This is a genomic window from Sedimentibacter sp. MB35-C1, from assembly GCF_030913635.1.
In the GTDB taxonomy this organism is placed as follows: domain Bacteria; phylum Bacillota; class Clostridia; order Tissierellales; family Sedimentibacteraceae; genus Sedimentibacter.
Genome location: NZ_CP133188.1, coordinates 874,641 through 888,018 on the forward strand (window position 1 = coordinate 874,641; position 13,378 = coordinate 888,018).

The window sequence follows — 13,378 nt, forward strand, 5'->3', positions numbered from 1 at the left end:
ATATGGATAAAATATACGGATACTTTATGGAGCCTCAAAATTTTTCTGTTAATGATGGAGACGGAATAAGGACAACAGTATTTTTTGCAGGATGTCCGCTTAGCTGCGAGTGGTGTGCCAATCCTGAGGCGTTGGTACGCGCAGATAGAATATCGTATATTACCGGAAGCTGTATAGGATGCGGCAAATGTATGGTGAACTGTCCCGAAAACATAGGAATTAACCTAAATTTTCCGGGAGAGAGGGAAAAATGCACATCATGCGGTATATGTGCCGATGTTTGTCCCTCCGGCAGCAGAAGGAAGCTAGTGAAGAGGTATTCGGCTGAAGATATACTCAATATTTTAGACAGACAGGAGATATTTTATAGGCGCTCCGGCGGTGGAGTTACATTTTCCGGAGGAGAGGCAACAATGCAGCACAATGTATTGAGGGTTATGGTAAATAGTCTGTACGACAGAGCCATAAACTTGGCAATAGAAACCTCGGGATATTTTGAGTTTGATGAAATTCACGATATACTGGAAAAAATGGACATGATTTTTGTAGACATAAAACATATGGATAATGAAAAGCATATAAAGTTCACAGGCAAGGGAAATGAAAAAATACTGAACAACATAAAAAAATCCGGTGAGTTAAATGCGGACATTATTGTAAGAATTCCTCTTATAGAAGGCGTAAATGCCGATGCGGAAAATATTTTAAAAACTGCGGAATTTGTTAAATCATGCATTAAAAATCCAAAAATAGAGCTGCTGCCATATCACAGCTATGGCAATGAAAAGTATGAGGCACTCGGTCTTGAGAAGCCGTCGGGAGAATTTAAAAAACCATCTGAAGAGTGGATAAATGAACTAAAGGAAAAGATAAGATGCAGGGGAGTCTGTGTTGTAAGTTATTCTTAGAAAAGTAAGGATATCCTGTTTAATGATGATTTTCATAATATTTTAAAATGCCGTCTTGATGACAAAGTCATTAAGACGGCATAACCGTATATCTATCAAATTACTGCAATTATAATGAAAATATTTATTCTATAGGCTGTAAATGAGCCTGGAAATGTCTGAGTATAGGAGGTTCCCAGACTATTTTATATCCGCGCTTGATTTCTCCGGATCTTTCTTTAATAGAAATAAGAGCATCTGCAATAACATCCAAGTGTGCTTGAGTGTACACCCTGCGCGGTATTGCCAGCCTTGTAAATTCAAAATCCGATTTTATTTGTTCACCTGTATCTGGATCGTTTCCAAGCATATAAGAACCTATGTCGCAAGATCTTATGCCGGCTTCCTTGTATAGTTCTATTGCAAGTACCTGAGCGGGGAATTCGTAATATGGTATGTGAGGCAACATTTTTTTTGCATCTATGAAAACTCCGTGACCACCGACAGGAGATTGATAGGCAATGCCGGCATCATCTAACAGTGCTGCAAGGTATTCCATCTGACCGATTCGATATTTCAGATAGTCTTCCTCAAGAGCTTCGTTCAAACCTATTGCCAGCGCTTCTAAATCACGGCCGTTTAATCCTCCGTATGTGATAAATCCCTCAAAGCTGATGCAATTTGCTTTAATTTTCATTATAATATCTTCAAATTTCTTTTCATCTTTTACGCCGATCATACCGCCCATATTGACAATTCCGTCTTTTTTGGATGACATGGAGAACATGTCAGCATAAGAAAACATTTCTCTTACTATTTCTCTTATGGATTTATTTGAATATCCGTCTTCATCACGTTTTATAAAGTATGCATTTTCAGCATATCTTGCTGAGTCAATGTCTAAAGGTATATTATATTTTTTACATATTGAAGCAACATCTTTCATATTTTTCATTGAAACAGGCTGGCCGCCGGCTGAATTATTAGTAACCGTCATAACAACGAGACCAACTTTTTCAGAACCGTGTTCCTTAATGATTTCTTCTAACTTTTCAATATCCATATTTCCTTTAAACTTTGCACGCTTTTCAGGATCTTTGGCTTCTTTGACTACACAGTCTATACAGCGTGCGCCTGCCAGTTCAACATGAGCACGAGTTGTATCGAAAAACATATTTGAAACAGCGAACTGTCCTTTGCTTAGCAATGCCGGAAATAAAACCTTTTCCGCAGCTCTGCCTTGATGTACGGGCTGAATGTAGCTGTATCCGAAAATTTCCTTGGCAGTTTCAATAAGGCGATAGTAGCTTTTTGCACCGGCATAAGCCTCATCACCAACCATGATTCCTGCCCACTGGTTAGAGCTCATTGCATTTGTTCCGGAATCTGTCAGAAGATCGATGTATACATCCTCTCCTCTGAGGTTAAATAGATTGTAGTTTGCTTCTTTAATTTTTTGCGCTCTTTCTTCTGGAGTTGTCATTTTGATTGTTTCAACCATTTTAATTCTAAATGGCTCAGGAATGTACTTAATTCTCATATTTTTCCTCCTCAAAAACACCCCGGTTATCTTTCGACTAGCGGTCAGTATACACAATAATTATATAATATTTTTAATATTGGTTCAAGTTTTTTTACCAATTAAAGGTTGTTTCGCTTTTTTAAAAATGGAGCTGAAAGGCGTAAAATAAAATGAAAATAATTGCTCATAATAATTATACGAAAAATATTTAAAACAATGTTGACAAAATGATAAAAAAAGTATATCATTTAGGCACACCACCCCCACAGGGGGGGAGTATGCGAGGAGGAAGTATGAAAGCTGATAAAAATACAATTAACCGTCTTTTAAAGACAGCTGCCGGGCAGATAGAGGGAATATCCAAGATGGTTGAAGATGATAGATACTGTATGGATATATGCAACCAAATAGCGGCAGTAATTTCGATTCTTAAAAAAACAAACAATGAAATATTAAAGGCTCACATGCACATGTGCGTAAAAGAGGCTTTTGAGCAGGGCAGTGAGGATGAAAAAATTGATGAAATTATTTCATTGATTAACAAGGTCTCAAAATAAGAGGTGAAATGAATGAAATCACAGAAATTTAATGTTACAGGCATGACATGCTCGGCATGTTCAGCAAGAGTAGAAAAAAATATAAATAAAACCGAGGGAGTTATTGAAGCCAATGTAAATCTCTTGAGTAATTCTATGACAATTAAGTATGATGAAGCTTTGCTGTCGGAAGGGGATATCATAAAGGTTGTTGAAGATACAGGTTACGGAGCTTCATCTGCGGAAAAAAGGATGCAGACGAGAGCGGAAAAAAAACCTGATGCTGAAGCGGAATTTAAGGAAATGAAGAAAAGGCTAATAATTTCATTTCTGTTTGCAGTGCCGCTGTTTTATATATCTATGGGGCACATGCTTGGATGGCCGCTTCCGGCTGTATTTCACGGAATGGAGAATTCCATAACATTTGCATTTACACAGCTTCTGCTTGCAGCCCCAGTTATGATTATTAACCAAAAATATTATGTTGTGGGGTTTAAAACTCTGTTTAAGGGATCTCCTAACATGGATTCGCTAATAGCTTTGGGTACGACGGCGGCCGTAGGGTATGGAATATTTGCCATATATAAAATAGGATATGGATTAGGCCACATGAATACGGATATGGTTATGCAGTATTCCATGGACTTATATTTTGAGTCGGCAGGAGTGATCCTTGCGCTTATAACTTTGGGTAAATTTCTTGAAGCCAGGGCTAAAGGAAGGACATCCGATGCTATAAGGAAGCTCATGGATCTTTCACCTAAGACGGCTTTGGTGGAAAGGAATGGAATGGAAGCTGAAATTCCCGTGGAGGATGTTGTAAAAGGAGATATTGTAATAGTAAAACCGGGCCAGTCTGTGCCTGTTGACGGAATAATAATTTCCGGAAGCTCTTCATTGGACCAGTCTATGCTTACCGGTGAAAGCATACCGGTTGAAAAAAAGGTCGGAGACAATGTGGTAGGAGCCAGTATAAATAAATCAGGATATTTTAAGTTTGAGGCAAAGAATGTTGGTGATGATACTACACTGTCACAGATAATAAGGCTTGTGGAAGAGGCCAGTTCCTCAAAGGCACCTATATCCAAGCTTGCTGACAAAATAAGCAGCATATTCGTTCCTGTGGTAATTTCCATATCGGTTATATCGGTAATTGTATGGCTTATATTGGGAGCAACTTTTGAATTTGCATTGTCCATAGGAATTGCAGTTCTCGTGATATCATGCCCCTGTGCTTTGGGGCTGGCGACGCCTACGGCAATAATGGTGGGGACCGGCAAGGGAGCAGAAAACGGAATACTTATTAAGTCTGCAGAAGCGCTTGAAATTGCTCATCAAATCAAGACGGTAGTAATGGATAAAACAGGGACAATAACTGAAGGTAAGCCAAAAGTTACCGACGTGTATGCAAAAGGTATAAGCGAAGAAGAGATGCTTAGAATTGCCGCATCTGCAGAAAAAAGCTCTGAACATCCTCTGGCTGAAGCTGTAGTTGAAGAAGCACGAAGAAGGAATCTGGAGCTGTATCAGGTGGAAGACTTTGAGGCGATTCCGGGGCAGGGGCTTCAGGCACTGGTTAATGACAAAAAATATTATATAGGCAATTTAAGGCTTTTAAACGAGAAAAACATTAAAAATAATTTTGTGGAAATAGGAACAAATATGGCTGACGAAGGGAAAACTCCTTTGTATTTTGCTGACGAAAAAAATGTGCTGGGTATAATTGCTGCGGCCGATGTGGTTAAGCCTACGAGCCTGAAGGCTATTCAGGAATTTGAGGCTATGGGGATAGAGGTTGTAATGCTTACTGGAGATAATAAAAAGACAGCAGAGGCAATCAGAAAGCAGCTTGGAATATCAAGGGCAATAGCAGAAGTTCTTCCCCAAGATAAGGAAAGAGAAATAAGAAAAATACAGGAGCAGGGAAGAAAGGTTGCAATGATTGGTGACGGAATTAACGATGCACCTGCACTGGCGAGAGCAGATGTTGGAGTTGCCATAGGAGCCGGAACTGATGTTGCCATAGAGTCGGCTGACATAGTGCTGATTAGAAGTGACCTATTGGATGCCGTAACTGCGGTTCAGCTAAGTAATGCAACAATTAGAAATATCAAGCAGAATCTGTTCTGGGCATTTATTTACAACACTATAGGCATACCTCTTGCTGCCGGAGTATTCTACAGTTTTCTGGACTGGAAACTGAATCCTATGTTTGCGGCAGGAGCCATGAGTATGAGTTCTGTATCAGTTGTGTCCAATGCTCTGAGGCTTAAATTTTTCAAACCGGTAAGGATGTCTGGGCAATTTGATAAAGAAATTAAAGATAATAGCTACGATGACATAAAGGTCATAAATGAAGACTTATCAGATAAATCAAATAATATAAACGGAGGAAATGAAATGAATAAAGTTATGAAAATCGAAGGAATGAGCTGCGGGCACTGCAAGGCTGCAGTTGAAAAGGCTCTGAAAGCAGTTGACGGAGTTGAAAGCGCAGAAGTTAACCTGGCAGAAAAGAAAGCCCATGTGATATTGGCAAAAGAAGTAAGCAGCGAGGTGCTGTCTAAAGCAGTTACAGATGCAGGCTATGATGTAACAGAAGTAAAATAATTTTCTCAGAGCGTCCTCAATTATAAATGAGGGCGCTCTGTTCTTTTAATATATTTGCAAATCAAGTTTATCTGAAAGTTCCTTTAGTATTTGAATTCCGGCTATGGAATTTCCTTTTTCATCCAGCGCGGGCCCGTATACACCAATACCCATTCTTTTTGGAACGGCTCCCATAATTCCACCGCCTACTCCTGATTTTGCCGGAATGCCTATATGTACGGCGAACTCGCCGGAAGCATCGTATAATCCACATGTTGACATAATAGTCTTTGCTATTCGACAAATATGCTTAGGAACTATTGATTTGCCTGTTTTTGGAGATACGCCGTCGTTAGCCAGCACGGAGCCCATGTCGGCAATATCGCGGCAATTTACTTCTATTGAGCATTGCTTGAAATATACATCTAATATTTCTTCAACTGAACCATCTATAATATTAAAGCTTTTCATGAAGTAAGCGATTGAACGATTCCTGTCTCCAGTCAGCTTTTCAGACAAATAAACACTGTTATTTATTTGAATTTCAGGATTATTTGCAAGTTTTCTCGCTAAATCCAGTATTCTTTCTGTTTTTTCTTCTACGGAGGTTCCTGCAAGAAGTGAGGTTGTTGCTATAGCTCCCGCATTTATCATGGGATTGTACGGTTTGTGTATGTTTTTTAATTCCAGATCTACTATGGAGTTGAAGCTTTCTCCCGTAGGCTCCATACCAACTTTTTCAAATACTTTTTTTTCTCCGTTGTCCATCAAAGAAAGAATGAAAGTCAAAACTTTTGAAATACTCTGCATGGTAAACTTTTTGCTGTAATCTCCCGCGGAATATTCACGTCCGTCCAATGTAACCAAACATACCCCAAGGTCTCCGGGATTTGCTTTTGCCAGTTCAGGAATATAAGTGGCAACTTTTCCTCGCCATGTGTATCCGATATTATTTTTAATTATATCTCTGAAAATATCCTCCATTTAATCCTCCAAAAAAATTCTTACATTAATAATATATCCGAAAGGGAAATATTTCAAGAAAATTAAACATTGATAAATATGATCATGTATTTTTAATATTATTTTAATACTTTATGGTATAATAACATTATTAAACAGGAGGGGCAGTTATGAACAAAAAAGTCCTTATTACAATTTTTATTGCCGCTTCGGTGATGCTTACAGCATGTGCGAGGCTTTATGATGGATTTGCGGAATTTTACGCATTAAGAATATATCCATTTTTTGCGGAAACAGTTTCTTTTTTTACATCTAAGATTAAATTTTCATTAGCAGAATTTATTATAATAGCATTAATTGCGGCAGGGGTTGCTTTTTTATCAGTTACAGTATTTAGAACCGCATCAGATAAATCAATGTCTCATTTAAAGAATTTTTTTGTGAATACCGTCCTTGTGGTGAGTGTAATTTTGTTTACTTTTGTTTTGTTTTGCGGCATAAATTACCACAGGTATGAATTTGCTTATTACAGCGGCTTGGAAATAAAGGAATCGTCTGAGGAGGAATTAATTAATCTCTGCAAACAGTTGATAAAAGATGCAAATAATCTAAGGGAAGGTCTGGATACAGGGGAACAGAATACTGCAAAGCTGTTTGATGAAAATTATTATGAAACAGCTGAAAGAGCTAAGATATCATTTGACAGCCTGTCACAAAAATACAAAGTGTTGGAGGGAAACTACCCTCAGCCCAAGCTGGTTACTTTCTCAAATGTTATGTCAAACATGCGCATAACGGGAATGTTTTTTCCTTTTACATTTGAGGCAAATGTGAATAAAAATGTACCTCCTTACCAGCTGCCGTCTACGATGTTGCATGAGCTGGTACATTTAAGAGGATTTATGAGGGAGGATGAAGCTAATTTTATTTCTTATCTTGCCTGCATGAGTTCAGGCTATGATGATTTTGCATACAGCGGAACAATGCTTGCCTTGTCATACAGCATGAATGCACTTTATCGCGAGGATTATAATGCATATACGAATTTAATTGAAATGTACTCGGAAAAAGTCAAAAATGACATGAGATACTCGACAAGTTATTGGAAGAGGTATGAAACGAAGGTCGCTGAAATATCAACTAAAATAAATGACGGATATTTGAAAAGCAACAATCAGAAGGACGGGGTAAAAAGCTACGGAAGAATGGTTGATTTGCTTCTTGCATATTTTTCGTAAGACTATGACCGTACAGTTGTGCATAATTTGGTTCAGAAAGGATAGACTACTTTAAAAATGAACTGAAGGGAGAAAAAACATGGCGCATATTGTTTGTACGGTATCAAACTGCTATTTTAACAAAAGAGAAGGGTGTACAGCTCCGAACTTGAACGTAGACGGAGAGAAAGCTAACGAGAGCAGGTTCACATGCTGTGAAACATTTATAGAACAAAAGCCTGGAGTCAGAAGTTCCGTTCATGAACCTAAAAGCGAAACGGATATTATGTGCAAGGCAGGAAACTGTGTGTACAATACAAATGAGAGATGCGAGGCATCCAGAGTAGTTGTGAACGGAAAAAATGCTCAGCATTCGGAGGAAACATGCTGCAGTACATTTAAAGATTAGAATAGAATTATTAAGGGTATAAAAGGAAGTGTCATCAATCCTAAAAGGATACGGCGCTTCCTTTTTTATTGTGTAGCTTTAATATTTGAAAGTAGTAATATGGGTATCAAGAAGTTGCTGGATTCAGGAACAAATTATAATGCGGTTCGTCTAAGTTAATATAACAGAGAAAGGTAAAAAGCCCTTAATAATAGAAAGGAGATATTATGAAAAATATACTTAGAAAATCAGCAGTGCTTATAATTGTTTTCATATTCAGCTTCAGCTTTGCCGCGTTTGCTTCAACCGAAGTTAATGTCTACGTAAATAACAAATATGTGGAATTCGATGTCAGTCCTGTGATAGAAAACGGCAGAACGCTGGTACCGCTAAGGGGAGTTTTTGAAAAAATCGGTGCAAAGGTTGACTGGAATAAAAGCTTATCAGAAGCGGTAATAAAGGACGATTACAACGAAATTGAAATGATTCTGGGTAAGGACAAAGTTATGGTCAACGGTGAAATCAGAACAATTGATGTTCCTACAAGAATGATAAACAGCAGGACATTTGTTCCTTTGAGATTTATAACTGAAAGCTTGGGTCATACGGTAAGTTGGGACGGCAACTCAAACTCAATATACATAACGACAAACGCTCCATCCGAAATTTCAAGAAGCATTGTATTGACAGTGGGATCAAAAGATAACCTTTTAGCGTTGCTTGAGTACAACTCAAGGCTTTTTGGTTATATAGGTCTTGAAAGCGGTATTGCCATAGATGATATAGTGGAAGATACAAACGAAAACACTGTTTCAAAAGAGGTCGGAACTTCGCAGGCTCCTATGGCTCCGGAAATGAATGATAGTTCAGATACAAATAATCAGGTGGACGGAGTGCAGGAAGGAGATATAATTAAAAATGACGGCAGATACATATTTATTAATACTGAAAGCGGTTTGAAAATAATTGACTCAGACCCTGATAATCCAAAGGTAGAAGCAGAAATAAATGTACCCGAAAACACGTACATCAGCGAAATATTTGCTGCCGGCGGAAAGCTGGCTGTAATCGGGGAGAACAATTATTTCCACACAATGAATTATAATAAATCAATGGAAGTAGGTTCTTTGATGATGCCGTATAGGTATTATGAAGACAGAGTAAATGTGTTGGTTTACAATATTGAAAATATCAGAAAGCCTGTTCTGGAAAAAGAATACCTTTTTGACGGAAATTATTTGTCGGGAAGAATGATAGAAGACAAATTATATTTAATAAGTACAAAGTATATAAATTACGGATATGACATGTACAGCAAAAGTGATGTCGAAATACCTATGCCGTATTATACAGATGTGCTGGCTGATTCAACATATGAATTTGATTATGATGAAATAAAGTATTTTCCCAATCACATTGAAGCAAGGTATATGTACACGGCGGGGATAGATTTGTCGGATAAATCTTCAAAGCCCGATGTAGATGTGTACCTGGGAGGCTCGGATTCCATTTATGTATCTAAAGACAATATGTATGCCGCCATAACGGATTATTCCTATGACGATTCAATTGAGCAGAAAGAATTATATAATCCGGTCTATACTTCCGGAACCGTAATTTATAAATTCAGCTTAAACAAAGGAAACGTAGATGTTGTATCGCAGGGCAGTGTACCGGGAACTATTATAAATCAATTTTCCATGGATGAGCACAACGGGATGTTCAGGATAGCTACTACCACAGGAGAAATGTGGAGGGGCACTTCTCAAAATAATGTTTATATATTGGATGAAAAGTTAAATGCTATCGGAAAATTAGAGGGATTAGCCCCGGGAGAAAAAATATATTCAACAAGATTTGCCGGAGACCGCATCTATATGGTTACATTTAAGCAGGTAGACCCGCTTTATGTTATAAATGCATCTGACTCTGCAAAACCTGTGGTCGAGGGAATGCTGAAAGTACCGGGCTATAGCACATATCTTCATGTAGTGGACGAGAATCATATTATTGGATTTGGTTACGACACAGAACAAAATTCAGGCGGAGTAACCACTAACGGAGGGTTAAAATTATCATTGTTCGATGTCACAGATGCAGATAAGCCGGCTGAACTGCAAACGGAAACGATCGGAAAAGCAGGCACATATTCTGAGATCCTGTATAATCATAAAGCGCTGATGTTTTCACTGAACAAGGGACTGATGACATTTCCTGTTACTGTTAACGGGGAAAACTATAAGACTGAATTTAACGGTGCATATATATACAATGTGAATAATAACGGCTTCAAGCTGAAAAATAAAATAAGCCATGAGACAGAAAATTCTTCATATGGCGGTTCAGAAATAAGAAGAGTTATATATATCGGAGACTACATATACAGTTTTTCATACAATGAGATGCAGATATATAACATTGGTACTGATAAAAAGGTCAACGAGCTAATAATTAAGTAATGGAAACATAATTTTACATAAGTGCAACAATGATTTATGCAAAATTAATTGTATTTCTTATTTATTGTTCAGCTTCCCAATATAAAAGGCGATGAGGTATTAAAGTTGATCAATATTTTGATATGTATATGCAGGTATAGTGTGGACAAAAACTAATTAACGTATTGTCAAACTTTGAGCAATATGTTATAATCGGACATGTTTGATTAAAAAATTATATACATAATTTGGAGGGTTTTATGAAAAAAACAGTATCATTAATTTTAGTAGTTTTGATGGTGGTATCACTATTCGGATGCGCCAGCCAGCCTGCAAATGAACCTGCTGCAGAAGCAGTTACATTAAACGGTACAGGCGAAGGCTTTGGTGGAGAAGTAACTGTTACAGTTACAAAAGAAGGAGATAAAATAACTGATGTTAAGGCAGTTGGAGATAGCGAAACAGCAGGTATAGGTTCAAATGCAATTGATGAACTTCCTGCAAAAATAGTTGAAGCTAATTCAGCCGATGTAGATGTTGTAGCGGGTGCTACGGTAACAAGTAATGCTATAATCTATGCGGTTAAAAACGCTTTGGATCCTGAAGCAAACCCATGGCCTATAGAAGCTGAAGAGCCTAAGGAAGAACCAGAGGAAGAGCCAAAAGAAGAGCAGCCTGTAGGAGAAGCAGGATCTATTTCAAAAATAGGCCTAGGCCAAGGTATTTCAATAGCTAAATCAAAAGACGCAACAGCTGATGCTACAGCTACAGCACAGGCAGACGTAACTATAGCTGCTGTAGGTTTTGATGCTGAAGGTAAGGTTGCCAGCGTAACAATTGATGTGGCTCAGACAAAAGTTGCTTTTGACGAAGATATGAAGGTTACTTCAGACAGAGAAGCTGAAGTTAAGACTAAAAAAGATATAGGCGCTGACTACGGAATGGTTAAAGCTTCAAGCATAGGCAAAGAATGGTATGAGCAGATAGAAGCTTTAGAAAACTGGATGATTGGCAAGACTGTTGAAGAAATTGCCGGCTTAAATGTTAAAGTAAAAGATGAAAACCACACTGCAGTTCCGGATGTTCCGGAATTGACATCATCGGTTACAATTTCGGTTGAAAGTTATATAGCAGCAGTTGAAGAAGCTTGGGAAAAAGCAGAAGATGTTGCAGGAGCTGAATCAGTTGGACTTGGAATTGAAACTCACATTGGAAAGTCAAAAGATAAATCAGCAGATGAGCTGCCAATGGCACAGGTTGATACTTACATGACAGCAGTAGCTCTTGATAAAGATGGAAAAGTTGCTAAATCAATAGTTGACGTTGCTCAGGTTAGAATTAACTATGATGACAGCGGTGTTTTAACTTCTGACAAGACTGCAGAATTAAAAACAAAGAAAGAAATTGGAGCCGACTACGGAATGGTTAAAGCTTCAAGCATAGGCAAAGAATGGTTCGAGCAAATGGAAGCATTCGAAGAGTGGATGGCAGGCAAAACAGCTGATGAAATTGCAGGGCTGCAAGTTAAAGAAAGAGATGCTAGCCATACAGCAGTTCCAGATGTACCAGAATTAACATCATCTGTAACAATAACTGTTGACGGATATCAAAAAATAGTTGCGGAAGCAATTGAAAACGCAAGATAAATTATAAAACAAAACTCCCCTCTATTGTCAGGGGAGTTTTTTATTGATAATGTTTAAAATATTTGTTATTATAACCTAGGGTGATAAAATGAAAAAAATAATTGCTTTTATTTTGGCAGCAGTTTTAACCTTTACTTTGCTAACAAGCTGTCAGGAAGAAGAACCTCCAACTGAACAGGAATATGAAAAGTATACAAATACTTTTTTTGATACCTTTGATACTGTAACTCAGGTTGTAGGATATGCAAAGACTGAAGAAGAATTTAACGGATATGCGGAGCATATTCATGAGAGAATGCAGAAACTTCATAAATTATATGACAAGTACAATGACTATGAAGGAATTAACAACATTAAGACAATCAACGACAATGCTGGAGTAAAGCCGGTTAAGGTTGACAAGGAAATTATTGATTTAATACTGTTCTGCAAAAAACAGTATGAGGAAGTAGGAACAAAGACAAACATAGCTATGGGTGCTGTGCTGAACATATGGCATGAATACAGAGATGAGGCTGATTATAATCCTGCTGATGCAAAGCTGCCTCCAATGGAGGATCTTGTTGCTGCAAATGAACACACAGATATTGAAAAAATAATGGTTGATGTGGAAAACAGCACTGTTTATATTAATGACCCGCTTATGAATATTGATGTGGGAGCTGTTGCAAAAGGCTTTGCCACTGAGATTGTTGTGAAGGAAATAACCGAGGAAGGTTTAACATCGGGAATCATCAGTGCAGGTGGAAATATTAGAGCATTTGGTAAACCTATGGATGGCTTAAGAGATAAGTGGGGTGTTGGAATTCAAAACCCTGATGCAGTAGTGGGAAATTCAGAAGACAGCATTATTGAAACGGTGTTTCTTACAGATGCTTCTGTAGTTACAAGTGGAGATTACCAGAGATTCTACATGGTAGGAGACAAGGTGGTACATCATTTGATAGATCCCGATACATTGATGCCGGGAGATTATTTTAGGGCTGTTTCTGTTATAACTGCCAATTCAGGGATGGCAGACTTTCTGTCTACTACGGTTTTCCTCATGCCGTACGAGGAAGGCAGAGTCTTGGTTGAATCTTTAGATGCTGAAGCATTGTGGATATTTAAGGATGGAACTATTGAAACAACAGAAGGCATGAAGGAAATAATGAAATCTACCGGAGCAACTGCGGCCAAAGGAAAATAAATT

At 38.0% G+C, this 13,378-nt stretch carries 10 protein-coding genes; 8 read left to right on the forward strand and 2 right to left on the reverse strand.

Annotated features, from left to right (window positions below):
- Positions 1-2: 2 nt before the first annotated feature.
- Positions 3-908, forward strand: a complete 906-nt coding sequence (locus tag RBQ61_RS04120) for a glycyl-radical enzyme activating protein (RefSeq protein WP_308139256.1) — start codon at positions 3-5, stop codon at positions 906-908.
- Between the two features lie 124 nt (positions 909-1,032).
- Here RBQ61_RS04120 and RBQ61_RS04125 read toward each other — a convergent pair whose 3' ends face one another.
- Positions 1,033-2,427 carry a tryptophanase gene (locus RBQ61_RS04125; protein ID WP_308139257.1) on the reverse strand — a complete coding sequence of 465 codons (1,395 nt, stop codon included), beginning with the start codon at positions 2,425-2,427 and terminating at the stop codon, positions 1,033-1,035.
- Positions 2,428-2,702: 275 nt separating this feature from the next.
- Between RBQ61_RS04125 and RBQ61_RS04130 the strand changes: the two genes are divergently transcribed.
- Together RBQ61_RS04130 and RBQ61_RS04135 are read left to right on the forward strand one after the other, a co-directional pair.
- Positions 2,703-2,966: a metal-sensing transcriptional repressor gene (locus RBQ61_RS04130; RefSeq protein ID WP_308139258.1), complete on the forward strand. Its 264-nt coding sequence runs from the start codon at positions 2,703-2,705 to the stop codon at positions 2,964-2,966.
- A 12-nt stretch (positions 2,967-2,978) separates the two neighbouring features.
- A complete protein-coding gene (locus tag RBQ61_RS04135; protein ID WP_308139259.1) occupies positions 2,979-5,555 on the forward strand; it encodes a heavy metal translocating P-type ATPase in 2,577 nt (858 codons plus the stop codon).
- A gap of 45 nt (positions 5,556-5,600) precedes the next feature.
- Here the strand turns inward: RBQ61_RS04135 and glsA are convergent, their stop codons facing one another.
- Positions 5,601-6,518, reverse strand: a complete 918-nt coding sequence (glsA, locus tag RBQ61_RS04140; RefSeq protein ID WP_308139260.1) for a glutaminase A — start codon at positions 6,516-6,518, stop codon at positions 5,601-5,603.
- A 149-nt stretch (positions 6,519-6,667) separates the two neighbouring features.
- Between glsA and RBQ61_RS04145 the strand changes: the two genes are divergently transcribed.
- The 5 genes from RBQ61_RS04145 to RBQ61_RS04165 all read left to right on the forward strand — a co-directional run bounded on the left by RBQ61_RS04145 (position 6,668) and on the right by RBQ61_RS04165 (position 13,375).
- Positions 6,668-7,735 (forward strand): DUF3810 domain-containing protein, encoded by a 1,068-nt coding sequence (locus RBQ61_RS04145; RefSeq protein ID WP_308139261.1) that lies wholly within the window; start codon positions 6,668-6,670, stop codon positions 7,733-7,735.
- Between the two features lie 79 nt (positions 7,736-7,814).
- Positions 7,815-8,123, forward strand: a complete 309-nt coding sequence (locus RBQ61_RS04150) for a DUF1540 domain-containing protein (RefSeq protein WP_308139262.1) — start codon at positions 7,815-7,817, stop codon at positions 8,121-8,123.
- Positions 8,124-8,329: 206 nt separating this feature from the next.
- The gene (locus tag RBQ61_RS04155) at positions 8,330-10,561 is read left to right on the forward strand and encodes a beta-propeller domain-containing protein (RefSeq protein WP_308139263.1); all 2,232 of its coding nucleotides are present in this window, start codon (positions 8,330-8,332) and stop codon (positions 10,559-10,561) included.
- Between the two features lie 239 nt (positions 10,562-10,800).
- Positions 10,801-12,186 (forward strand): FMN-binding protein, encoded by a 1,386-nt coding sequence (locus RBQ61_RS04160; RefSeq protein ID WP_308139264.1) that lies wholly within the window; start codon positions 10,801-10,803, stop codon positions 12,184-12,186.
- Positions 12,187-12,274: 88 nt separating this feature from the next.
- Positions 12,275-13,375 (forward strand): FAD:protein FMN transferase, encoded by a 1,101-nt coding sequence (locus tag RBQ61_RS04165; RefSeq protein ID WP_308139265.1) that lies wholly within the window; start codon positions 12,275-12,277, stop codon positions 13,373-13,375.
- Positions 13,376-13,378: the final 3 nt, after the last annotated feature.